Here is a 23,300-nt window from a genome sequence, read left to right on the forward strand (position 1 = left end):
TCCGATCATGCCTGCCGGGATGAGGCCCGCCAGAGTGCCCAGGATGGTCATGACGGGGATCGTGAGGAGGCCTCTCCAGTCGGGTGCTGTCTCAAGGACGATGGCCGCATTTCCCTGGATCGCCGAAGCGGTCAGGAGGAAGGCCCCGTAGGCGAGGAGCCAGCCGCAGACTGTCCCGAAGAGGAGCAGCATGCCTTCTTCTGCCAGAAGCATGGTGATGATCTGCTGTTTTCCTGCGCCCAGTGCCTGCAAGAGGGCGAGCTCGGGCATTCTGCCAAGTCCGCTCCAGTACATGACGAGGAGCGTGATCATGAGGGAGATGCCGATCAGGGATACAACGAGGACGGTCCAGAAGTGGCGCGTCTGTCCGACCATCGAGTAGAGCTGGATGACGTTCTGTGACGGGAATACCATCTGCACGTCATGGTTCTTCTGATAGGCCGAGAGAAGCTGCATAGCTTCGCGGTAGCCCTTCGGCACCGTGAGGATAGCCGTCACTTCCTGTTTGTCTGCCGTGGTGATTCCGTGTTCTTCCCATACTTTATGGATGTCGACGAAAATCGCCGTATCATACGGGCCGCCGCAGGGAGCGAGGATGCCTACCACCTTGAATGCGTGGTTGTGCTCCTTTCCCTTGTCGGCAAGGCCGTGGATAGAATGGAATGTATCGCCGATCTTGAGGCCTGCGAGGCGTACTGTTTCGCTTCCGATGACAGCGGCCTTTTCTTCCCCGAAGCCCTTGCCTTCCGCGATGGAAAGCCATGGCGCGCTGGTCTTGTCCGGCTTGTAGGAGAAAATGGCCTCATCCGTTCCGACGATACGGAAGCCCCTGTAATTGTCCCCGAAGGCGAGCGGATAGACCGCCTGCACCTTGCCAGAGTCTTCAAGCTTATTCATTTCCGTGTAAGGAATATTTCCTATCGGCCGGTCGCGAAGGAAGACCGTATTCAGCACAAGCTGGTACGAGGATCCCTTGGCCCCGACGAGGATGGGAAACGGCCGGACGGAATGGTTGATGCCCTCATAGAGCCCGTCTGTCACCTGCAGGAGAAAAACGGGCACGGCTGCTGAAAGCGCTATCAAAAGGAAGAGGAGAAACTGCCTTAGGGGTCTTCGGAAAAGGGAGTAAAAGGCGAGCTTAATCATCCGTCCTCCTTTCACCGAACCGTTCGGCAAAGAGGGCGCGGGCTTCATTATTTCTGACGACGAAGAGGAGCGCGAGGATCAGCGCTGCGAAAATGACTGTGCCCACAGGGCGTATGAAGAAATCCTGCAAAGAAACTGTCATCATGCATTCCCCCTCTTCATGAAATACTGATTTTCAAAGAGTGCCTGGACTTCCGGATCGTGGGTTGCGCAGAGGAGCATGCACTTCGTCCGCCTCTGGTAATCCAGCATAAGGTTCATCAGTATTTTCCCGTTCTCGCGGTCGAGTCCCGATGTCGGTTCATCAGCAAGAAGAAGCGGCGGATGCCTTGCCACGGCACGCAGGAAGGAAACCCTCTGCTGCTCGCCGCCGGAAAGGTGCTCCGGACGCCGGTTTCCTTTGCCGGAAAGCCCGACGCTCTCAAGGAGCCCGTCCAGTTCGTCCTGCATGAGGTCCCAGCCGGCGAGCCTTGCGGAAAGGCGGATATTTTCCGCTATTGTCAGATAAGGAAGGATGAGGGACTTCTGAAAGACGTACCCCACCTTCTGCGCGCGGAAACGGCATTTCTCCTGCCTTGTCATCTGCGTGAGATCGGCTCCGGAAACGATGACCGTGCCCTTTGTCGGCGTCATGAGCCCGGAGAGGCAGTGAAGAAGCGTCGTCTTCCCGCTCCCCGAAGGGCCGATGAGCGCCATGGCGCCGCCGTCTTCCAGAGTGAAGGACGGGACGTCGAGCGCACGGATCACGCGGCCGTCGCCGTCAGGAAATTCGCATATGAGATCCCTTACTTCGATCAAATGGGCCTCCTTTCTAGCCGCTGATGGAATCAGCGTGGATGCGGAGCTGGCTGACGAAGCCTGTCTCCGGATCCGTTTCACTGCCGATTTCCAGTGTACCAGACACCGTGATCGGGCTGTCATAGGGCAGCGCCGTCACAGGGTCGTCTACCTTGACCACAATGATATTGTCCGGCCAGTCCGCATCGCTCGAGCAGAACGGGCAGACGGACATGGGGACTTCCGTCAGAACGAAGAACCGGATGGTCGGCGTCAAAGGCGGCGCCATGTATCCGGATATTGTCACCTCGCCTCCGGCAAGGCTCTGCGTCTTGTCCGAGAAGGTGAGGCCTTCGGCGGAGTATCCGGAATAGATTTCAGAGAAATCCAGGTTTTCAGCACGGGCTGTCCATCCAGAAAAGAGCGCCAGGAGCGTAGTCAAGAGGAGAAGGACGAGTCTTCTCATTTCTTATTGCCGTTGATTCCGAGAGCTCTCAGGATGCCGAAGAAGACTTCTGTATTATCCATGGTGCCGTGGAAATATTCGGAGCCAGGTCCGCCTGCATTGAGGAGAACGTCATCAGCTGCATGCGCTTCCTGTGCATCGTCCTTCGGTGTGTTGGCCGGCATGAGGACTTCCGGATCGCCTGGGTGGATGCGGGCCGGATTTGCCTTGGAAGAAGCGGAAGATACCTGATGGTATTCGATCTTGTCGCCGACTTTGGATGCTTCCTCTTTTGTCTCGGTGACGGAGAGTGCCGGCGGGGTCGGTGTCTTCATGAAGTTGTAGTTTTCATAGTATTCAGGATGGTTTGCATACTGTACAGCAAGCGTTACATCCGGATCCGGATTATCCGGGAATCCGTCATGATCGGCATCCTTGAAGGTCGGGAATATGGACTTCGCGTAAACACGGACTGCTTCCGGACCCTTCTTGCCGTCTCTTTCATGGTAGGTGCCGCTGATGGAAATGCCGTGTGCATGGTCAGCTACGACGATGATCAGGGTATCATTGCCATGTTCCTTAGCCCAGTTTTCAGCGTATTCGATGGACTTGTCGAATTCAATCGTATCGTAAGCCGCACGCTGCCAGTCCATGACATGGAGCTGCTTGTCGATGGATGCGCCTTCGATCATAGCGAAGAAGCCGTTCGGATTCTTGGAGAGGATGTCGAGAGATTTCTTCGTCATATTCATGAGGTTCGGCTGATCGGTGAAGCCCTTCAGGACCTTCGGGTTCTTCAGCATTTCACGGTCGATGTAAACGTTCATCGTGCCGGTGTGGAAGAGGCCGAGGAGCGGCTTGTCGGACGGAGCTGCCATCATTTCCTTGGAAGTGGAAACGAAGGTGTAGCCCTTGTCCTTGAAGTCCTGGATGATGTTGTCATTGTCTTTTCTCTTGGATCCCGGTACGGAGGACGGGAGGTAGCGAGCAGAGCCGCCGCCCATGATGACATCCGGACGATGGTTGTCGTCGAGGTAGCTCTTAGCCAGAAAATCCTGGTTTGCTCTTTTTCTGGTATGTCCGATTATAGCTGCCGGGGTAGCATCGGTGGATTCAGCCTGGGTGATGATGCCGATGGACATGCCGCGTGTACGCTTCAGAATTTCAGAAAGGTTTTCTACCTTTGGATCATCGAGCGGATCCTTGGTGGAGTCTTCGTAAACGCCCATAGCGTTGACTACGGACTTGTGTCCGGTCGCATAAGCGGATGCGGAGTTCGCACTGTCGGTGACGAGGGAGTCGTAGCCGGAAGTGGTGATGACTGCATTATGGTCGAGTTTTTCCATAGCCAGAAGGTCATTGTACTTGCCGTTTGTCATGCCTTTGGAAAGGATGCGGGCGATTTCTCTGGCCTGCAGCGACATGCCGTCGCCGATGAAAAGGATGACGTTCTTTGCGCGTTTCACAGCCTTTTCATTCACAACCTTGTACTTGGCTGTGGAGGTGGAAACGACGCCATTGTCATTAGCGCTGGCAGTGACAGTGATGTCACCAGTCTTCGGGAAGCTGACCTGATCGATGCGGTAGGAAACGACACCGTTATCAAGGGTCTTCTGGACAGCGTTCTTGCCGAAGAACTTGTCAGCCGGTACGCCATTGATATCGACTTTGACATTCTCCGGATTCTTAGCTCCGGAAACCTCTACGTCGAAATCAAAACGGGCGCCAGCCCAGAATTTAGCGGTGTCGACCGGAAGGATCCGGACATTCGCAGCATCGGATACCATAGCGGTTCCGAAAATTGCTCCGCCAGCCACAAGCGTCATGACAGCAGCCTTCAGGAAATTCTTTTTCATTTTATTCTCCTCTCAAAAATAGGAATCATTGCATTTACTACTGTAAAGGGTTCATGCAAGAGTTCTGATAAACTTTTGTATAAACTTAGCAAATTATCGATTAAAAATGAGAGGATTCTCTGATAATCTTGATAATTCATGTACTTCTGTAAAGAAATAGAAAAGTTTTCAATTCCCGCTCCTCCCCTTTCCCGGAAACCGTTCTTACGATAAAATAAAGGCAAAACATTTCCTTTTTTCTTCCAGTGGAAGGAGGCAAACTATGCCATACGTCAACATTAAAATTACAAAGGAAGGCAACGTCACAAAGGAACAGAAAGCCGCCCTCATCAAAGGCGCCACTGACCTTCTCGTCAATGTTCTTCACAAGAACCCGGCCAGCACCGTCGTCGTCATCGACGAAGTAGACCTCGACAACTGGGGCCTCGGAGGCGATCCCATCCTCGTCGCAAGGGAAAAGAACAAGAAGAAATAAAAGAGTAAAAAGAGAGCCGCAGGAATGAGCAGTCATTCCTGCGGCTTTTGAGTGGGGGAGAAAACCATAAAACCGAGCGATGCTCGAGGAACCTTTTTAGATTTTTAAGTACGATGAATACTGCACCCCTTTCCCGGCAACTTTAGAAAATGCATTTTCTAAAAAACCATAAAACCAGCCTAGCGGCTGAAGAAATGCAACTCATCCGCCCGACATCAGAATTTAAGGTCGGGCACCTTCCCTTCCAGGGCAAGGTCAAAGGCATTCTTCCCCGCTGGGGCAGGTCAAAGTCCTCCGCTACGACGCGGGCGGATAGTAACTTCGCTGTACTGAGTCCTGATTTCCTTTCATTTCTTTCCTTCCCACGAAAAAAGCGGTACCCTTGCGGGCGCCGCTTTTTCCGATCGTATTGGATTGGGAGATGATGCTATAGCCAGTCAGGAGCCGAAGGTAACTTCAGTTCCTGACCAACCATCTAGTTTTCTTTGGAGAAGAGTTCCATGCAGCCATCAGGTTTCCCATGCTGCATTGTCTTTCCCTGCGATAGCCTTGGCGGATTTCATTCCGTCAAGTAAGTATTGGAAGTCCCTGGGACTCCTTATTTATTGTCCTGTCCCGGGAAGTGTGGTCTCTTTATTTCCTGGCCAACCATCCAGTTAGCTTTGGAGAAGAATTCGATGTAGTCATCCATCAGGTTCGAGGTGACATAGACATCATCCTTGTCTGCCAGAGCTTTGACGGATTTGACTTCGTCCAGGAGGTACTTGAAGTCTTTCAGAACGCTTTCATAAGCTTCTTCAGAGGTGACTTCCTTGTTTTTGGCTTCTTCGAGGGAAGAGAGTGCCAGGAAGCCTTTCATGGTGCTTTCCGGTTTGAGACCGAGCTTCAGCATGTTTTCAGCGACGCCGTCGACAATCTCAGCGACTTCATCATAGTATTCTTCGAGTTTTGCATGGTCATCGAAGAAATGATAACCTTTCAGATACCAGTGGAAGCTCTGCAGTTTATGATATTCCACAACAAGATCAGCAAGCAGTTTATTTAATTCTTTTTCCATAATAAATTTCCTCCTTATATAGTATGTCTTTCCGTATGTTTCGGGTTCGTGCCCTTATTATTTCTTAAGAACCTGGCCAACCATCCAGTTAGCTTTGTAGAACATTTCGATGTAGTCATCCATCAGGTTGGAAGTGACATAAACGTTGTCCTTTTCAGCGAGAGCCTTGACGGATTTAACTTCATCAAGCAGGTACTTGAAGTCCTTCAGAACTTCGGTGTAAGCTTCTTCGGAAGTGACTTCCTTGTTCTTGGCTTCTTCGATGGAAGACAGTGCCAGGAAACCTTTCATGGTGCTTTCCGGCTTGAGTCCAAGCTTCAGCATGTTTTCAGCAACGCCGTCGACAGCTTCAGCAACGGAGTCGTAGTATTCTTCAAGTTTTGCATGGTCATCGAAGAAATGATAACCTTTCAGATACCAGTGGAAGCTCTGCAGTTTATGATATTCCACAACAAGATCAGCAAGCAGTTTATTTAATTCTTTTTCCATAATAAATTTCCTCCTTATAACATGTATCCTTGGAGACCTTTTCGGTCTCTCTCTTGATCTGTATATATTGTATCGCTAATCGAATTTCTTCGATAGTAATATCATCTTTTATTTTATAACTATCGTATTCAATTCTGAGATTCATCCATCAGAGCCGATCTCAATTTCACCGGCTCCGACAGGAACTCTCATTTTTACTCAATCATACTTTATTGATTATATTTGTAAAATTATTCTGTTTTGCGTCGATTTGCCGCTTCAGGCATCCTGACCAGGGAAATGCGGCTTCTTGGTTTCTTCGCCGACCATCCATTCAGCCTTGGAGAAGAGTTCGATGTAGTCATCCATCAGGTTTGAGGTGACATAGACATCATCCTTCTCTGCCAGAGCTTTGACAGCCTTGACTTCATCAAGCAGCTGTTTGAAATCCTTCAGGATGATTTCATACGCTTCTTCAGAAGTGACTTCCTTGTTCTTGGCTTCTTCAATTGTGGAGAGTGCCATGAAACCTTTCATCGTGCTTTCCGGCTTGAGGCCAATCTTCAGCATGTTTTCGGCAACGCCGTCGACAGCGTCTGCAATGTCTCCGTAGTATTCTTCGAATTTCTTGTGATCATCAAAGAAGTGATAACCTTTCAGGTACCAGTGGAAGCTCTGCAGCTTGTGATACTCAACAACCAGATCAGCCAGTAATTTATTTAATTCCTTTTCCATTTTTTGTTCCTCCTTACCATACGATGGATATTTAGAAGACGCTCCCTCTCGGGGAGGTCTCTCCTTCGATCTGTGTATAGTATAGGTCAAAGCAAGCAGAGAAAATAGCAAATTCCTCCTTTGGTTTGTAACAATCGTCCATATATTGAAGAATTTCTTACTATTCTCATTTATAAATAAGCACTGTCACAAAGAGCAGTGGAAATCACTGCATATTATGACAGTATCCGGAAATAAAAAGGAGCGGCCCCGAAGGGCCGCTCTCTTGTTAACTAAGTTTATTTGGATTATCTGACTTCCTGTCCAACCATCCAGATGGCCTTGGAGAAGAATTCGATGTAATCATCCATCTTGGTAGATGTGAGGTAATCGCCGCTTTCATCAGCAGCTGCCTTGACGCCTTTGACTTCATCCAGGAGATACTTGAAATCTGCAAGGACAGCTTCATAAGCTTCTACAGAAGTCACTTCCTGATTCTTTGCTTCTTCAATAGAAGAAATCGAAAGGAAGCCCTTCATCGTGCTTTCCGGCTTGAAGCCAAGCATCAGCATATCTTCAGCGACGGTGTCGACTGCTTCAGCGATAGCGTCGTAATATTCTTCCAGCTTTGCATGATCATCGAAGAAGTGGTAACCCTTCAGGTACCAGTGGAAGCTCTGCAGCTTATGATATTCCACCACGAGATCAGCCAGTAAATGATTCAATTTCTTTTCCATATTTCTTCCTCCTATATACGATAAGACCCATGGGGTCAGTTCAAATTTGATGTTCTCAGTATACAGGAAAAGCAAATTTTCGAATAGTAAAATCGTCTCCAAAATTGTAACTATCGTATCTATATTTATACTTTTCGAAGATGAAAGAGCATGCGGAGTCTTGTTTGCAAGCGAAAAGGAGCTGCGGAAATGATCGCTCATCCCGCAGCTCCTCTCTTACCTTATATATAATTATTCTTCGACTCCTGTGACTTCGTAGCCTTCGATGCCGGAGAGGGCTTTTTCGTACATGCCCTTTGTCTTTTCAGGAACGCCTGCTTCGAGGAATACTTCAGCCACGCCTGTTTCATGAGAAGCGGTGACTTCCTTCACGCCCGGGAGCGCTTCGAAAGCAGCGCGGATTTTCTTCTCGCAGTTCTCGCAGCCCATTCCCTTGATGGAGACCCTCTGGTAATCCAAACGGTCGATCTTGAAAATGACCGGACGCGTGCCGTCAGAGCAGCAGCAGATCATCTGCCTCTCATCCTTCATCCAGCCGCGCATGATTCAGCCGCCCTGCAGCCCCGTGTAGATATAGCGGGAAATCGCATCCCATGCTTCCGAGCAGAAAGGCATCTTCGGCCTGCCTGCGACCTCGTCCGGATTTCCTTCTGCCTTTACCAGGGCGGAAAGGCCCATGTGCCAAAAATCATCCTTGCCAGCAGCGCGTTCGAAGATGAACGTGTCGCCCACATTGTAGCAGGGGCATGCTCCCGACTTCGGATCCATGCAGTATGCTTCCTGCAGTTCCGGATACAGTTTCTTATCAATGACAGTCACTTTTACCTTATGCAGCATTTCATTCACTCCCTGTTCCCACATGGCGGTTTTCCCGCTCTTATTATGATGAAATTATTTAATGAAAAATGCGCGTCCTGCTTTTCTTGGAGCTGCCTTCGGCTGTTGGTCTGCATAACCGATGACCAGGTTGCCGATGCCAAGGTATTCCCCTTCAAGGCCGGCCTTCTTCAGGATTTCCTTTCCTTCTTCCGTCTCGAAGACTTCCTTCGCGCGGTAGATCCAGCATCCGCCAAGTCCCAGCGCATGAGCGGCAAGAAGCATCTGTCCGATGGCAAGGCTTCCGTCTTCGACGCCCTTGTCCCAGTCCTTCGGTGTCAGCACGGAAATCACGACCGGCGCACCGTAGAAGGGATCGAAACCTTCCTTCCATCCGCCAGCCTTGCGGTTCAGATCAGAAAGCTCATCACGCGTTTCTTTGTCCGTGACCGCCAGAATCACCGGCTTCTGGTATCCCATGCCGCTTGGCGCATACAGCCCAGCTTCCACGATTTCCTTCACAAGCTCTTCCGGCACAGCCTCCGCCTTGTACTTTCTGACACTCCTGCGGTTTACAAGCGCATCCATGACTTCGTTCATATGTAAAACCTCCTTCGCTATTCTGTTTCAAGTATAGACCCATTGCCAGCTTTTAAACAAGTACGATATTTTTATGACAGCACACTACTTTAGTAGAGTGTATGCAGTAAAATATAGTACTTGCCCGCGCCGCTCACGCGTAGTACCATCATAGGAAAGAAAGGACGATGCAAATGGACCTGAAACTTGCGCACGAAGAATTCGAACGCGGCATCACGCACACCGGATTCCACTACACCATGTCCCTCATCAAGAGAAAATACAAACTGGGCATCATCTACTGCCTCATGATGAACGGCCCCACACGCTACAACGAACTCAAACGCCGCCTCGAAGCCGCCACCTTCCGCTCCCTGACAAACTCCCTCAAAGAACTCGAAGCCGACGGTCTCATCAGCCGCAAAGAATACAGCCAGATTCCCCCGAAAGTCGAATACGACCTGACCGAAAAAGGGAAATCCATGACCCCCTTCCTGGAGCTCCTCTGCGACTGGGGCTGCGAACACATGCCGAAAGAAGAATAAAGGAAATAAAAAGAGACTGTGACGAAATCCGTTAAAACGCTGCTTTTCCTTTTTCTCGAGCGAAGCGAGGTTTAAGGGTGTTAACCTTGCTCCGAAGGAGAAGGTCCCGGCGAAGCCGGGGAATACAGTAGTTTTCGAGCAAAGCGAGGTTTTGAGGTTTTCAGATAGAACCAATAAATACATTTGTTAGATAATCCTTTAATGGAATATTCCAATAGAAAAAGGGCCTGCGGCAAAATGATTAACCATTTCGTCACAGCCCCTTTTTTACGTGGAAATCAATTAGAATTTATAGGCTGCAGAGACTTGGAAATTCCAGTCGTCATGAAGACCGGAAGAGAATTCGCGGGCAGCGGACAGGGACAGGCGCGCAAATGGCGTAACGTCACAGCGGTAGCCGATGCCGAGTGTCTTGACGTGTTCCTTTCCGCTTTCGGAAATATCCATCGTATTCCACGCATCAGACATGGTGCCGTCGATATCATATCCGGTGCGGATGCCCCAGCCTGCATAAGCGGTAAGAAGCGATACCGGCGAGAGCGGAAGGGACGCCTTGAGCCCGGCTGAGAAGGAGCTGTAATGGCTTTCCTTCATGGTGAACGGGAATCCTTCCCCATCCCTCGTCGTGAATCCGCGGATGCTTGCATAAGCAGCGCGGACAAGAGGTGTGATCGTGCCCCTTCCTGCCGGGACATCCACGCAAACTTCCGCATGGACTCCCGCTGTGCGCGTGCTCATATCCACCAGACTGGTGTCCTTGATGCGGATTCCGCCGGCAAAGACATCTCCTGCCGCGTGGAGTCCGCCTGCAAAGTCATGACGCCCGTAAAGGGAGACACGGGTGAATTTCTTCTTCATGGACACTTCGTCGAGATTTTCCGTCCTGTCGAGCGAGGAATTCGTATGCATGACAGAAATACCGGCGCGGGAATGATCGGTATGATAGAGATCGACACCAGCCGCCAGATCGTTGTGGCTTCCGCTCCAGTCTCCCGGACCGTAATTGCCGCGTGACCAGTGCGCCCATACATTTTCATCATTGCTGTCTGGATAGAGCGGCGCATCCATGCCTGCCATGATGAAGCGGCCTGCTCTTCTGACAGCGCCTATCGTACGGAGAGCTTTATCGGAAACAACATTCTTATCCACTTCATACTTCCCTCCGACATAGCCTGCACTTTCATCCTGGCTGACTGGTGTCACGATGCCGTACATGCTCTCATCCGTCATCGTGGTGACGCCCTTAAGGGTTACACTGCTTCCTTGATCAAAAGACATGATCTTTGTCTTGGCCAGTTCGGAGGCCGGGGTCACGCCCTTTTCTCCGTTGGCACTGACATAGACCGTGCCGGATGCTGTTTTCGTATTGAGGAGACTGTGCGCATCATCCGTCACTTTGACAGCCAGCGTGCCGTTCTCACTCTTGAAATCATCCGTAGTCAGCGTTACCGGCGCATCTTTTCCGGAAAGATTCAGAGTGGCCTGCTTCATGGACAGAGAGGACGCTGTTGAATCCTTCGTCACATTCCATTGGGATCCTTCATCCAGGCTGACATTGACCTTGCCGGCCTTATTGGCAAGGAGCGCGCCAAACCTTTCTTTGTAATCCGGATACTTGGCATACATAGCAAGATCCTTGTCGATATTCATCTTCTCATTATCCACAGCCGCAGCACCTTCGAAGGTGCCGCCCTTGCTGATATTGATATCCATGACACCGCCATGCGATGCCCAGACGGTGCCTTCATCCTTGTACTGCCCGTCTGCATCGGCGGAAACATCATAAGGGATTCCCTGATCAGGATCCGCGGAGGCCGCTTCATAGTAATGGCCTTCCGGATTGAATTTCAGTTCTTTGGCATTGATTGTCACTTTATTGCCAAGGAATATCGCGCTTGCCGACGTATCAAGAGAAAGAGAATCCGCATTGACCGTCGTTTCTGCTCCTTCTTCCAAAGCTGCATAGACATCCGATCCGACAGATTGGACGCGGTAAAGATGCGCTTCGGGAGCAGACAGGACTGCCGTCCCGTTGATATTCTTCACGCCGCCCTCCAGAGTGAGCGTCTTCCCTGCTTCCACCTTTGCCGTGCCGGAGTGGCTGATGGAAATGGACTGGTCGACCGGCTTGCCGTTCCTGGCGTTGCCCTTCGTATTTGCGATACTTTCCAGACTGATATTTTCTGCGCCAAGCGTTACAGATGAATCCGCTGCTTCTGCGTAGGATGCAGCATCCATGATGAGCGCACCGGCTGAAAGATTTTCAAGGCCGTGGATATCCAGCGTATTGCCGCCTTCTTTTACCATGATCGGATCCTTGATGGCAAGTGTTCCTCCATTTTTGGCCGCGATTGTGACTGTGTTCTTGTACTCTTCCTTTGGATTTCTCGTGTCCAGAAGATCAAGATTCAGTGAGTCCATCGTGCCATTGATCGTATTGGCGGAAATGGAAACGTTTGAGCGTCCCTTGGCCTGCACCTTTTTCCCTTCCAGTGTCAGCGTGTCCGCTTCAATCGTGCCTTCATCCCCTGCGAGAATAATATTTCCTTTCATGGAAACATCATTGCCCTTGATGGAGAATGTATCCGCTGTCTTTGACTTGATGGAGGAAGTGCTCGTTTCATCAAATTCAAGCCCGCCTTCCAGATGGATGCTCTTCCCTGTGAGCGCCATCTTCGACCGGCCTCCTGAAAGGACGACAGAATCATGGACGGTAAGAGATTCCGTATTCTCATCGCCGACGACCGTTTCCGCCAGGTCACTGTTTGTGCCAAGTCCGTTCATCTCGATCGTCTTGGCCCGCATCGTGAGCTTGGATTCGTGCCGGTTCGAGACATTATTCGCCTTGATGAAATCCTTCGCTTTCAGCGTGATTTCCGACTCCTCAAATCCGGAAACACTGTTGATCGTCATGGAATTCGCATCCACCGAAATGATGCCCTCGCCGGACCTCGTCTGGATATCTCCCACGCGGTAAGACCCTCCGGCAATGCCGCTCTGGCTGATCCAGTCATTCCTGCGGTCTCCGATTTCATTATTCGCATCGCCTGCTACGAGATCCCCGGTGAGGTGGACGATGACCGAGGAGTGATACTCTTCCTCATCAGCCGGTTCATACCACTGGTTCTTATGCGCATAGAGCAGGTTGAAATTCATATTCTTTCCTTCGATCTGTATTGTCCCGCCCTTTTCTGCCTTTGCCACGATAGGATCATTCAGCGTGAGTGTTCCTGAATAATCTTTATCCAGATCGTAATGATTTTTGATGAAAGCACTGTCCAGATACTTCGAATGGACGATGATCGTAATCGTATCGTCAGCTTTGCCATCGTCCTTCCCGATCGTTCCCTTTGTCCCATCGATCAATATCACATTGTACTTCCCGCGGGCAACCAGTGTCCCTGCAAGGTTCCCGCCCTCCGGTACATCGATCTTAAGATTCGTTCCCGAGTGAATCTTTGATGCCAGGTCAGCCTCAGGCCCCGTCAGCGTCAGTGCCGGCCCGTAAGACCTGGACCCTTCCGTGCTGTCCGCAAAAGCGAGCGTCGAAACACTCCCTGCAGCCATCATGGCAATCAGGCATACAGTCACCCTTCTTTTTAATTGTCTCATCTTAACATCCCTTTAATTAATATTAAGTGAGCAAATTAATGATTCTTTAATTTTATAGGTCAGTTAATTAGAGTGTCAAATGTTATATTAATCTTATGTTAATCTAAAATAAGTTAGATAATAGAATGAAAATTAGTAATAACTTATTTTAAGATTAATATCTTATTGGATATCTGTGCTGTACGCAAGTGAACAGGCATTGGAAGCAGAAATGCAGCACTAAAAAAGAGACCCTCTTCAGGTCTCCTTTTCAGTGATTCTTTTATTTAATCTTCCCACCAAATACCGGGGAGTGGGATGCTTCGCCGTAGTCCTTGAAGGTGATTTTCTTCAGGGTTTCCATGTCTTCATCGGAAATAGTGAAGTCGACGTCTGCATTGGCTTTCATGTGGTCCGGGTTGGCTGTCTTTAGAAGGACGACGGTGCCGAGCTGGAGGTCGTAGCGGATGCAGAGCTGGGCGATGGTAGCGCCGTATTTCTTTGCCATGGGTTCGATGTCCTTGAGTTTCAGGGCTGCGCCATGGGCAATCGACGAGTAGGCTTCGACTAAGATGTTTTCTTTCTTGCAGAAGTCGATGACACCGAATGGCGTGTTGCCGACGTGGCAGAGGAGCTGGTCGACCATCGGGCGGATCCTGCAGCTTTCAAGGATGTTCATCAGGTCTTCTTCGAGGAAGTTGGCGACGCCGATGGCTTTGACTTTACCTTCGTCGTAAGCGTCTTCGAGGGCTTTCCATACTTCGCGTTTGGCGAGGAGGCAGCGGTTTTCGGACTGGTTGACTTCTTTCCACGGCTGCGGGCTGTGGATGAGCATCATATCGATGTAGTCAAGGCCCATTTTGTTTAAGGTCTCGTCGATGGATTTGGATGCGCTTTCGTAGTCTTTGAGTTCAGCGGCAATCTTGCTGGTGACGAAGATGTCTTCTCTCGGGACGAATGCGGTGCGGACGCCTTCGCCGACGCCTCTTTCGTTGCCGTATGCCTGGGCGGTGTCGATCAGACGGTAACCGAAACCGATGGCTTTTCTGACAGCTTCTGCTGTGTCCTTGTCATCGATGAGCCATGTGCCAAGGCCAAATTTCGGGATGGTCAGACTGTCTTTCAATGTATATGTTTCGCTTAATATCATGGATTTCCTCCTTTATGAAACGAGGGAGCGCCCGAAGTCTTCGAGTTCCTTCTGTTTTCTTTCGAATCTGCTTTCGCTGCCGCAGGCGGTGAAGATGCCTCTGTCCCTGGTGCCCAGATAATCGAAGATAGCTTTGTACTGCGCCTTCGCTGCGTCGTAGACGCCCGGGGAGCCGGAGGTGAGGATCATGGCGCTTTCGCGGATGTTGTCCGGGATGCCTTCGGCATGCATGCGCTGGATGGCGGCTTCAAGCTGGGCGGATGGGGAGAAGAAATAGATCGGGCTGGCCAGGACGAGCATGTCCGCCCTCTTCATTTCCTCTTTGACTTCCTTCTCATCGTCCCTGATGATGCATTCGCCGTGTCCCCTGCCGTGGCAGTATTCGCAGCCAAGGCAGCCGCGGATGGCCATGCGGCCGACGGGAAGTTCGACGACGTCGTTGCCCGCTTCTTCAGCGCCTCTTTTGAAAGCGGCGGTGAGGGTGCTCGTATTTCCATGCGCCCTTGCGCTGCCGTTCAGGATGAGGATTCTCAATCTTTATACACTTCTTTTGCGAAATTGAATGCAGCCCATGCTTTCGGCCAGCCTGCATAGAAGGCAGCGTGGGTCAGGATTTCTGCCATTTCTTCCTGAGTGACGCCGTTTTCCTTAGCTTTGGAAATGTGGAACTTCAGCGAGCTGTCCAGCGCTCCGCTTGCCATCAGGGCAGTGACAGTCACGATGCTTCTCAGTTTCGGGGAGAGTTTGTCTTCCCTGGCCCAGACTTCTCCGAAAAGGACGTCATCATTCAAATGTGCGAACTCTGGTGCGAATTCGCCGAGCTGATCTCTTCCTGCTGTTACTTTTGCCATTTTCATTTCCTCCTTCAATCAGTCAAGCTTGCTGTAATCTTCGTCAGATACAGGTTCGAGCCATTCGTTGCCGCATTCTTCTCCCGGCACTGCGATGGCGATGTGCTGGAACCAGCTGTCTTTCGTGGCGCCGTGCCAGTGTTTCACGCCGGTCGGGATATTGACGACATCGCCCGGTTTCAGTCTTCTTGCCGGCTGGCCCCATTCCTGGTACCATCCTTCGCCTGCGGTGCAGATGAGGATCTGTCCGCCGCCCTTCTTGGCGGTGTGGACGTGCCAGTTGTTGCGGCAGCCCGGTTCAAAGGTGACGTTGGAAATATGGACCTGTTCGGTCGAAAGCGGATAGAGGTAGCTCTGTCCGATGAAATACTTGGCATACGCTGTGTTCTTTTCCCCTGTCGGGAATACGCTGAGTTCCTTCATAATGAATTCCTCCCTATATTATACTTCGGATTTTTCGAAAATAATCGGTGTCGTTCCCATGTTGGCAAAGAATGAAATGTCGTCGTCCGTGTGGCCGATCGGCTGCTGTTCGAAGACTTCGCCGTTCTGGCTGTAAAGGATGACAAGGCTTCCCATCGGCGGCCAGTAGGAAATATCCCCTACCTTGTAGCCGGTGTCCTTAGCTTCCTTCGTCGGAAGGCTGCCGGCTCCCATGCGGAAGCACCTTTCACGGTTGTACAGGTTCTGCATCGAATAGGTGACGGGCATCTTGTCCCAAAGGGCTCTGGCTGCCGCGTTATCGTAAAGTTTGGCATGAATGACATGGCTGCCCGATGTGATGCGGATGATTCTTTCTTCTGATTTCTTCACTGCTGATTCCCCGCTTTCATTTTGACTCTTTGCCGGTGCTGCCGAAACGGCGGCCGATGCGGCAGATGCGCTCTTGGCGCTGGCGGTATCGGAACCACAGCCCGTCAGAAGCGCGAAGGATGCTGCAAGCGCTGCAAGCGCGATCCATTTCTTTTTCATGATTTGTCCTCCCTGTATATCAGAAAATCCAGTTCATCGAGTGTTTTCTGCTTTTCATGGCACTCATCAAGCACCTTTCTGCGAATCCGGTAAAGGAGCTGCTTTCTTGCCTCGGGCTCAGTCAGAGCCAGATAATCCCTGACTTCCTCCTTCGTCGCGCCCGCACGCTTCAGCGTCTCTTTGATTCCTGACAAGGTCGTCTCTTCCACAGGCGATCCGCCCCCTTTTCCTTTGAAGTGCTCAGAGCTTTGCTCTAAGGCCAATATACCGCGATTCGTTTGGCATGCGAAATAGTTATATTTCATATGAAAATATTCACTCAATGCATACTTTTCTGCAGGGAATGCGCTTATCCTTCGTAGACTTCCTTGGCATAGCGGAAAGCGGCCCATGCCTTCGGCCAGCCTGCATAGAAAGCGGTCTGCGTCAGGATTTCTGCCATTTCTTCCTTTGTGACGCCGTTTTCCTTGGCTTTCATGATGTGGAACTTGAGCGAGCTGTCGAGAACGCCGCTCGAAACGAGGGACGTGACAGTCACGATGCTCCTGATCTTGGCCGGAAGCTTGTCTGTTCTCGACCATACTTCGCCGAAGAGGACGTCGTCATTGAGATGAGCAAATTCCGGTGCAAAGCTGCCGAGCTGGTCATGTCCGGCGGTGACCTTCACAGCGGGAGCCGGCGCTGGTTCTGCGGCGCTGGCGCTCACCATGGACAATCCCGTGAAAGAAACAGCCAGGACGGCTGCGGCTGCGAATTTTCTAAGTGCTGAATGTTTCATCGTTTTCCTCCCCTTCTGCTATGGATTCCTTCTGCGGAGACCCGCGCGGAATCTTTTCATGAAAAAAATGCAGAGTTTCCTCTGCATTCACTATACCGCAATCAAATTACAACTTAAAATAGTTATATTTCATGGGTCGTTATTCAGTTTTTGCATACCTCTTGATCGTTGAAAGGAACGCGGATGCCGCGCCGAAGAAGGGCGATAATTTCTTCCATGCGACGACGGACGTTGCGGAAAGATCCGGCGAAAGCGGCCGGAAGGTGAATTTCTGCGGATCCAGGAAATTGACAGCACCCTCGAGCGTCATGGCGCAGGCTGTGCCGTCGGAGACAAGGTTCGCCACATTATTGATGAGGTTGTACGTCGCGATGAAGTCGAGGTGCTCCATGCTGCCGCCGAACCATCCTGCCAGTTCCTTCTGGACATTGGCGCGGTTCGTCATGACGAGCGGCTGATGCAGGAGATCCTTTCTGGAAATGAGCGGCTTTTCTTCGAGCGGATGGCCCTTCGGCATCAGGATGCCCCAGCGCTCCTTCACCTGCATGCGGACAAAGTCGTACTTCCCGATGTCCACCGGTTCCAGAAGGAACGCGAAATCCAGAAGGCCGCGGTCAAGCTGCTCGCGGAGATGATCGGCGCTGTTCGTGTATATATTGAAACGGACAGCCGGATGAAGCGCGCGGAATTCACTGATGAGCTTCGAAAGAATCTGCGCAGACATGAGCCCGCCGGTTCCGATCGAAACGACGCCGGACAATTCTTCCCCTGCCTTGAATTCCATGCGGATCTTGTCGATGATCTGCGTCACTTCCTCCGCGCGTCCGCGAAGAAGCACGCCTGCATCCGTCAGCTGCAGGTGCTTGCCGCGGATGAAAAGCTGCGTCCCCAGCTCCTCCTCCAGCGCCGCCATCTGACGGGACAGCGTCGGCTGCGTCACATGCAGCCGCTCCGCCGCTCTGGAAATATTCTTCTCCCTGACCACCGTCAGGAAATGATTCAGTACCTCGACATCCATACTATCCCTCCTTATCTAATTAGCATTATACGTTTCCTGTATGGATTTAGCAAATGTATAAAGAAGGAGTAGAGGCAGCAAGTGTTAGCGGAGTTCGCAGCACCGCTAACACTCCCCAAATAAAAAATAGACCTTCGGCGGGTCTATTTTTTGTATATCCTTTATTTCCTTTATTTCCTTATTTTCCCTGTGACTTCCTCTATGGTGAGGCAGTAGGAGTTGTAGTGGTTGACGCCGGCTTCGGCTTTTTTGAGGCCGAGTTCTTGGTAGCCTTCGGAGAGGGCGTCGACGAGTTTCATGAGGCCGTCTATTTTGTTCTGGCCTTCGAGTTTGGTGACGGTGCCGAAGGCGATGACGGATTCGTAGCGGGTGGAGAACTGCTCGGGAAGGAGCTCGGTCTTTCCTACGACGCAGAAGGATGCCTTCTCTGAGTGCGCAAGGTTGTCCACTTTATGTCCCATCGTCGCGCTGTGGAAGTAGATTTTCCCGTCTTCGTAGACGTAGGAGACGGGGACGCCGTAGGGCCAGCCGTCTTCGCTGATGGTGGAGAGGACGCCGTAGACGTTTTCTTTCAGAATGCGGAGGATGTCTTCTTCGCCGGCCTGTCTGTCTTTTCTTCTCATCGGGTAGACTTTCATCAGATATTCTCCTTTGCAAGGAACTGGAGGATCTTGTTTCCTATTTCTCTGGAGTGGGTCTCCAGTGCGAAGTGGCCTGCGTCGAGGAGGCGGATGACGGCATTCGGGAGGTCTTTCTGGAATGCTTTGGCACCTGCCGGGATGAAGGAAACGTCGTTCTTTCCCCAGATGGCAAGGAGCGGCGGCTGATAAGTGCGCAGGTACTTCTGGAATGTCGGGTAGAAGGCGACGTTTGTCCTGTAGTCGTAAATGAGATCGGACTGGATTTCGTCTTCCCCTTCGCGGCTCATGTAGTAAAGGTCAAGCGTGTAATGGTCCGGAAGGACGCTGCCTTCTGCCTCGCCGCCCATGTACTGCGCGGTGACAGCCGGTGCGCGGAAGGCGGACTTGAAGGATTCGCGGAGCTCTTCCGTCGGATGGGCCTAGTAGGCAGCGCGGGCTTTCCATTTCTCGCCGAGGCCTTCTTCGTAGACGTTGCCGTTCTGGCTGATGATCGCGGTGATGCGGTCAGGATGCTTGCATGCGATGCGCATGCCGATCGGAGCGCCGTAGTCGAAGATGTACATGGCAAATTTCTTCACGTGCATTCTTGTGAGGAAATCGTCCATGACAGAGGCCAGATGATCGAATGTATACGCGAATTTATCGCGCGGTACCATTTCCGATTCGCCGAAGCCTGGATAATCGGGCGCGATGACGTGGTATTTCTCTGCCAGGATCGGCATCAGGTCAGAGAACATGTAGCTGGCCGTCGGGAATCCATGAAACAGCACGATGACCGGCGCATCTTCCCTTCCTGCCTCGCGGTAGAAGATGTCGGCGCCGCCCGCGCGGATCTTCCCGCAGCGAATATGAAAACTCATAAAAGCGCCTCCTTATGCTTCGTATCCTTCTTTTCTTCCGATGATCAGGATCCACTTGTGGTTGAATCCGATATCCCCGTCGATACGGTACGGGTTGAGTCCCGTCTTATCACCGCCGGCGAGTTCCTCTTCCATGAGGCGGCGGATTTCCTCCCCGTCCTTCTTCGAGGCGCCCGAAAGCGTGAGCCACGGGGTCAGTTTCTGCGGGATGACCTTCGACGTGCTCATTTCGACGGTGAGGCCCTCCCCTTTGAAAAGGGCGAGCATTTCGTCCTGCGTAAGATTCCTCACGTGCGACGGGTCGCGGAGGCGTTCGATCTTGTCACGGATGACGCGGTACGGTTCTGCGCTTGCTTCCATGTCGACCAGAACGACGCGGCCGCCTTTCTTCGTCACGCGCGCCATTTCGGAAAACGGTTCCCAGACGTCCTTGAAATGATGGAACGCCAGGCGCGAGTGCGTGATATCGAATGTTTCATCAAGAAATGGCAGATCTTCCGCCATCCCTTTTACGTAAATCAAGTTGGAAAGGCCTTCCTTCTCGGCTGCTTTCCGTCCCTTTTCCAGCACCTCTTCCGACACATCAAGCGGAACGACGGCACGGACGTAAGGCGAGAATGCGCGGCTGACTGCACAAGTACCGGCTCCGACGTCGAGCACGGCATCATCCGGCCTCGGCCTTACGAAGGCAAGGTTGAACCCCAGGTATTCTCCTTTGGAAAAAATGTTCACCATTTCTCCAATATCCGGAGCCTTTTTCTCCAGGGGCGTGCGATTTTGCAATTGTTCTTCTTCCATAAACATGCCCTGCTTCTAAAAATTTGTATTATTATTATTATTTTCTGATCATGATTTTATTTTCTTCCGGTTATCAGGATCCACTTATGATCGAATCCGATTCCGTTTTCCTTGCGGTAGGGGGCAAAGCCTGTCTTCTTGCCGCCGGAGAGTTCCGTTTCCATTGCGGTGCGGATGACTTTTCTCACGTCTTCCGGCGTATGCGTCACGTCCATCCAGCCTTCGAGGTCCTGCGGGATCGTCTTGGAGCTGTGGACTTCGATGGAAAGGTTCTCGCCTTTAAAGAGGTCTACCATTTCCTCTTCGGAAAGGTTCCTTACATGCGACGGATCGCGGAGGATTTCAAACTCATCGCGGACGGTTCTGTCCGGCTCAGGCGTGGCAGCCATGTCGACGAGGACGAGGCGGCCGCCCGGTTTTACGACGCGTGCCATTTCATGGAAAGCTGCCTTCGGATCCGTGAAATGATGGAAGGCGAGACGGGAAATGACGATATCAAAGAACCCGTCGAGGAAAAGGATGTCTTCGACAAAGCCCTTCGTGAAAATAATATTTCTGTGGCCTTCCTTGTCAGCCTGTTTTCTGCCTGTTTCAAGCATGACGGGCGTCCCGTCCATGGAAACGACCGTCTTCACGTACGGCGCAAAGGCGCGGCTGACGGCGCAGGTGCCTGCAGCGGCTTCAAGCATGACGTCCTCCTTGTCCGGATTGACGGATGCGACGATGTAGTCGAGGTATTCCTTCTTCGAGAAAATGCGGCCCGGCTTTTCGAATTCAGCGGCCTGCTGGGCGAAGGATTCATGGATCTTTTCAATGTTCTCTGGTTTCATCATTTTTCTCCTTTTGGAATGGCCTTCCGTTTTCGCGCGGGAGTCTGTGATTTCTTATCTTTAGCTGGCTCCTTCTTCACCGGCGCAAGATCCTTCAGCTCCGGCACCTGCCCTCCGGCAGCGGCCCAGAAGTAAAGGCTTGCGACGCTCCCATAGGGAGAGAGGCGTCTTCTGTATTTCTCAAATAATTTCCTGTCTATTTTCCTGTGATGGTAGACCATCCGCATGCCGCGGAGGACAGCGAGATCACCGAAGCTCAGGACATCCGGCCGCTCCAGGCAGAAGAGAAGAAGCATCTCCGCCGTCCAGACGCCGATACCTTTCAGGGACGACAGCGCTTCGATGGCTTCCTCGTCGCTCATGTGCTCGACAGCTGCCAGATCGAACTCGCCGGAGACGACCTTCCTGGCGAAATCCTTCATGTAGCCGGCTTTCCGGAAGGAAATCCCGACAGACTGGATATCTTCCACACTTGCATGATCGATCGCCTCAGGCGTCACAGCGCTGAACTTGTCCAGCGCCCTCTGCCAGACGGTCGCCTGCGCCTTCGTGGAAATCTGCTGCCCCACGATATGCCGCATGACAGCCGAGAAAAGATCCGGATCGGTCTTGCGATAGACATGCCCGACCCGGTCGATCACCTCTGCCAGCTTCTTATCCTTCTTCAGATATTCCGTTTCCTTTTCGCCATAAGCGAAGCATCCGTTTTCATCCGGCATGGCTCAGTCACCCTCTTCTTCATCCCGCGGCGCTTTGACGTAGACGCCCAGGATATGTTTCAGACCGTGGAACGGATACGGCGCGTCTTCTTTGGTTCCGTAGTAGACATCCTCGACGCGCGCGGCGATTTCATTATAGTCAGGGCCGACCGGGACGCGTACATAATCCCCCGGATGCACTTCATCGATATCACAGAGGTAGCAGTACAGACTGCCGCCTTCCTCGTAGGAAACGTCGCAGTAGGTGTAGTCTCCTTCCCTCTTTTCCGTCCGCTTGCCGTAGAGGCTCTTGTTCAGGAGCATGGAATACGAGCTGATCGGGAGGAATACCGAGAGCGCTTTCATGAAATTTCCCCATTTCCTGGGAAGATGCGCTCTGTCATAACGGCCGGAAGCGACATCGGCCTTGCCCCCGGAAGCGCCTTCCAGTGTGAGGTAATAAAGGACGCTGCCCTCCGGATACGTTTCATCTGGATCGATCACCGCCGAATTCTCCAGTCTATAGACAGGATATTTCCGCAGTGATTCGATGGCTCCGTTTTGCAGGGAAACCGTGATCTTTCTCCCCTGCTCGTCATATACGTCAAGCTTTACCCTTTCCCTGATGAAATCAATGGAAAGCAGCTCAAAAGCTGCGGGCCGGCCGCCCCCTGTCCTGAAAAGATGAACCGTAAGGCCTGTCAGATCGACGTCTTCGCCGTCCAGGAGGAAAAGGTCATCCCGCTTGAGAGCCCTTCTGATGAAACGGGAAAGAGGCGGAGCGCCGCAGCCTTCCCAGCCGATCGCATAGGATGCCCTCAGCACCCGGCCGTCCTCATAGACGATCTTCATCTCCCATATGCCATCCGCCGGCCGGACAAAGCCGTCCGGACTTATTTCCACTTTCCCGGGAAGAGAACGGTAATGGAGGAGAATTTCTTCAGAATACTCGAGCAGGAAATGGATTTTCTGCTTTCCGACATGGACAGACGATTTCTTCCCGTCCTTTTTCAGGGCGGAAATTTTTCCGTTCTTCTTCATTTTCACCTTTTCAATGAAACCTGTCCTTGCCCCTTCGCCCCCAGTGGAACAAATCGTGACACTTTTGATTCCTAGTTTCTTTCCCATCGCATTCTCCTTTCTCCCCGGGCCGCCTTTGAAGAGCCCCGACGCAGACTTAATTTTCCTTTCATTATACCAATTTTTCTGATTGTATTTCTCAGTATGACGCTAACACGCAAAAAGCGCGGGCTATCCCACGCTTTTTCTCAAAATTTAATATCTATTTTAAAACCCTATGTATCTTTCGGGTCAGGTGTGTATTTTTGTCTGCCGCCGGATGCTTTGCCGCCGAAATGGTAAAAAAGCCCTGCCTTCGTGTTCTTTGTCAGGACGTAACCGGCATACGCCGACCAGAAGCGGGTATCCATCCCGTTCATCAGCCCGTAATCAAGGACGTCCGTCTCATCGAGCGCCGTCACGCCGAAAAGGTACGAGC

30 protein-coding genes and 1 pseudogene are annotated in these 23,300 nt (G+C 51.7%); 2 read left to right on the plus strand and 29 right to left on the minus strand.

Annotated elements, in window-relative coordinates:
* The 5 genes from M3200_RS06565 to M3200_RS06585 all read right to left on the minus strand — a co-directional run.
* On the minus strand, positions 1-1,146 hold a 1,146-nt coding region (locus M3200_RS06565), incomplete at its 3' end, for an ABC transporter permease (protein ID WP_288178199.1).
* The gene (locus tag M3200_RS06570) at positions 1,139-1,291 is read right to left on the minus strand and encodes a hypothetical protein (RefSeq protein WP_022382739.1); all 153 of its coding nucleotides are present in this window, start codon (positions 1,289-1,291) and stop codon (positions 1,139-1,141) included. The genes M3200_RS06570 and M3200_RS06565, both read right to left, overlap by 8 nt.
* Positions 1,288-1,944 (minus strand): ABC transporter ATP-binding protein, encoded by a 657-nt coding sequence (locus tag M3200_RS06575; protein ID WP_022382740.1) that lies wholly within the window; start codon positions 1,942-1,944, stop codon positions 1,288-1,290. The genes M3200_RS06570 and M3200_RS06575 overlap by 4 nt, the downstream gene beginning before the upstream one ends.
* 13 nt (positions 1,945-1,957) lie before the next feature.
* The gene (locus M3200_RS06580; protein WP_022382741.1) at positions 1,958-2,389 is read right to left on the minus strand and encodes a hypothetical protein; all 432 of its coding nucleotides are present in this window, start codon (positions 2,387-2,389) and stop codon (positions 1,958-1,960) included.
* Positions 2,386-4,224, minus strand: coding sequence for an alkaline phosphatase (locus tag M3200_RS06585; protein WP_022382742.1), 1,839 nt, complete (start codon positions 4,222-4,224; stop codon positions 2,386-2,388). The genes M3200_RS06580 and M3200_RS06585 overlap by 4 nt, the downstream gene beginning before the upstream one ends.
* Before the next feature lie 262 nt (positions 4,225-4,486).
* Between M3200_RS06585 and M3200_RS06590 the strand changes: the two genes are divergently transcribed.
* The gene (locus M3200_RS06590) at positions 4,487-4,699 is read left to right on the plus strand and encodes a tautomerase family protein (RefSeq protein WP_022382743.1); all 213 of its coding nucleotides are present in this window, start codon (positions 4,487-4,489) and stop codon (positions 4,697-4,699) included.
* 598 nt (positions 4,700-5,297) lie between these two features.
* Here M3200_RS06590 and M3200_RS06595 read toward each other — a convergent pair.
* From M3200_RS06595 to M3200_RS06625, 7 genes and pseudogenes are all read right to left on the minus strand, one after another.
* Complete coding sequence (locus M3200_RS06595; RefSeq protein ID WP_022382744.1) at positions 5,298-5,756, minus strand: Dps family protein; 459 nt, start codon at positions 5,754-5,756, stop codon at positions 5,298-5,300.
* A gap of 57 nt (positions 5,757-5,813) precedes the next feature.
* Positions 5,814-6,245 (minus strand): Dps family protein, encoded by a 432-nt coding sequence (locus tag M3200_RS06600; RefSeq protein ID WP_022382745.1) that lies wholly within the window; start codon positions 6,243-6,245, stop codon positions 5,814-5,816.
* A 258-nt stretch (positions 6,246-6,503) separates the two neighbouring features.
* Entirely contained in the window at positions 6,504-6,959 is a 456-nt protein-coding gene (locus tag M3200_RS06605) for a Dps family protein (RefSeq protein ID WP_022382746.1), read from the minus strand.
* A 287-nt stretch (positions 6,960-7,246) separates the two neighbouring features.
* A complete protein-coding gene (locus M3200_RS06610) occupies positions 7,247-7,675 on the minus strand; it encodes a Dps family protein (protein WP_108850933.1) in 429 nt (142 codons plus the stop codon).
* A gap of 231 nt (positions 7,676-7,906) precedes the next feature.
* A complete protein-coding gene (locus M3200_RS06615; protein WP_287537613.1) occupies positions 7,907-8,134 on the minus strand; it encodes a heavy-metal-associated domain-containing protein in 228 nt (75 codons plus the stop codon).
* Between the two features lie 6 nt (positions 8,135-8,140).
* Positions 8,141-8,536: pseudogene (locus M3200_RS06620) on the minus strand (TIGR04076 family protein); the annotation flags it as partial.
* Positions 8,537-8,566: 30 nt separating this feature from the next.
* Complete coding sequence (locus tag M3200_RS06625; RefSeq protein WP_022382750.1) at positions 8,567-9,091, minus strand: nitroreductase family protein; 525 nt, start codon at positions 9,089-9,091, stop codon at positions 8,567-8,569.
* Between the two features lie 173 nt (positions 9,092-9,264).
* On the opposite strand from M3200_RS06625, the gene M3200_RS06630 reads away from it, so the two are divergent.
* A complete protein-coding gene (locus M3200_RS06630) occupies positions 9,265-9,615 on the plus strand; it encodes a winged helix-turn-helix transcriptional regulator (RefSeq protein ID WP_022382751.1) in 351 nt (116 codons plus the stop codon).
* A 282-nt stretch (positions 9,616-9,897) separates the two neighbouring features.
* Here the strand turns inward: M3200_RS06630 and M3200_RS06635 are convergent, their stop codons facing one another.
* From M3200_RS06635 to M3200_RS06715, 17 genes are all read right to left on the minus strand, one after another.
* Positions 9,898-13,227 (minus strand): autotransporter outer membrane beta-barrel domain-containing protein, encoded by a 3,330-nt coding sequence (locus M3200_RS06635; protein WP_022382752.1) that lies wholly within the window; start codon positions 13,225-13,227, stop codon positions 9,898-9,900.
* A gap of 262 nt (positions 13,228-13,489) precedes the next feature.
* Positions 13,490-14,356: an aldo/keto reductase family protein gene (locus tag M3200_RS06640; RefSeq protein ID WP_022382753.1), complete on the minus strand. Its 867-nt coding sequence runs from the start codon at positions 14,354-14,356 to the stop codon at positions 13,490-13,492.
* Between the two features lie 12 nt (positions 14,357-14,368).
* The gene (locus tag M3200_RS06645; protein WP_022382754.1) at positions 14,369-14,890 is read right to left on the minus strand and encodes a flavodoxin family protein; all 522 of its coding nucleotides are present in this window, start codon (positions 14,888-14,890) and stop codon (positions 14,369-14,371) included.
* The gene (locus M3200_RS06650; protein WP_022382755.1) at positions 14,887-15,207 is read right to left on the minus strand and encodes a carboxymuconolactone decarboxylase family protein; all 321 of its coding nucleotides are present in this window, start codon (positions 15,205-15,207) and stop codon (positions 14,887-14,889) included. The genes M3200_RS06645 and M3200_RS06650 overlap by 4 nt, the downstream gene beginning before the upstream one ends.
* An 18-nt stretch (positions 15,208-15,225) precedes the next feature.
* On the minus strand, positions 15,226-15,630 hold the full coding sequence (locus M3200_RS06655; RefSeq protein WP_022382756.1) for a cupin domain-containing protein: 405 nt from the start codon (positions 15,628-15,630) through the stop codon (positions 15,226-15,228).
* 18 nt (positions 15,631-15,648) lie between these two features.
* Positions 15,649-16,179, minus strand: a complete 531-nt coding sequence (locus M3200_RS06660; protein ID WP_022382757.1) for a cyclophilin-like fold protein — start codon at positions 16,177-16,179, stop codon at positions 15,649-15,651.
* Positions 16,176-16,388: a hypothetical protein gene (locus tag M3200_RS06665; RefSeq protein ID WP_022382758.1), complete on the minus strand. Its 213-nt coding sequence runs from the start codon at positions 16,386-16,388 to the stop codon at positions 16,176-16,178. Before M3200_RS06665 ends, M3200_RS06660 begins: the two co-directional genes overlap by 4 nt.
* Before the next feature lie 140 nt (positions 16,389-16,528).
* Positions 16,529-16,957, minus strand: coding sequence for a carboxymuconolactone decarboxylase family protein (locus tag M3200_RS06670; RefSeq protein ID WP_022382759.1), 429 nt, complete (start codon positions 16,955-16,957; stop codon positions 16,529-16,531).
* A 139-nt stretch (positions 16,958-17,096) separates the two neighbouring features.
* Positions 17,097-17,975: a LysR family transcriptional regulator gene (locus M3200_RS06675; RefSeq protein ID WP_022382760.1), complete on the minus strand. Its 879-nt coding sequence runs from the start codon at positions 17,973-17,975 to the stop codon at positions 17,097-17,099.
* Between the two features lie 170 nt (positions 17,976-18,145).
* Positions 18,146-18,613, minus strand: coding sequence for a pyridoxamine 5'-phosphate oxidase family protein (locus tag M3200_RS06680; protein WP_022382761.1), 468 nt, complete (start codon positions 18,611-18,613; stop codon positions 18,146-18,148).
* Positions 18,613-18,963, minus strand: a complete 351-nt coding sequence (locus M3200_RS06685) for an alpha/beta fold hydrolase (RefSeq protein WP_022382762.1) — start codon at positions 18,961-18,963, stop codon at positions 18,613-18,615. Before M3200_RS06685 ends, M3200_RS06680 begins: the two co-directional genes overlap by 1 nt.
* A gap of 72 nt (positions 18,964-19,035) precedes the next feature.
* Entirely contained in the window at positions 19,036-19,476 is a 441-nt protein-coding gene (locus M3200_RS06690) for an alpha/beta fold hydrolase (RefSeq protein ID WP_022382763.1), read from the minus strand.
* 12 nt (positions 19,477-19,488) lie between these two features.
* The gene (locus M3200_RS06695; RefSeq protein WP_022382764.1) at positions 19,489-20,274 is read right to left on the minus strand and encodes a class I SAM-dependent methyltransferase; all 786 of its coding nucleotides are present in this window, start codon (positions 20,272-20,274) and stop codon (positions 19,489-19,491) included.
* 56 nt (positions 20,275-20,330) lie between these two features.
* A complete protein-coding gene (locus M3200_RS06700) occupies positions 20,331-21,104 on the minus strand; it encodes a class I SAM-dependent methyltransferase (RefSeq protein WP_022382765.1) in 774 nt (257 codons plus the stop codon).
* Positions 21,104-21,823, minus strand: a complete 720-nt coding sequence (locus M3200_RS06705) for a DNA-3-methyladenine glycosylase family protein (protein ID WP_022382766.1) — start codon at positions 21,821-21,823, stop codon at positions 21,104-21,106. Before M3200_RS06705 ends, M3200_RS06700 begins: the two co-directional genes overlap by 1 nt.
* 3 nt (positions 21,824-21,826) lie before the next feature.
* On the minus strand, positions 21,827-22,930 hold the full coding sequence (locus tag M3200_RS06710) for a hypothetical protein (RefSeq protein ID WP_022382767.1): 1,104 nt from the start codon (positions 22,928-22,930) through the stop codon (positions 21,827-21,829).
* A 167-nt stretch (positions 22,931-23,097) separates the two neighbouring features.
* A partial coding sequence (locus M3200_RS06715; protein ID WP_288178200.1) for a hypothetical protein occupies positions 23,098-23,300 on the minus strand: 203 nt, incomplete at its 5' end.

This window comes from Dialister sp. CAG:357, assembly GCF_000435155.1.
GTDB lineage: Bacteria > Bacillota > Negativicutes > Veillonellales > Dialisteraceae > Dialister > Dialister hominis.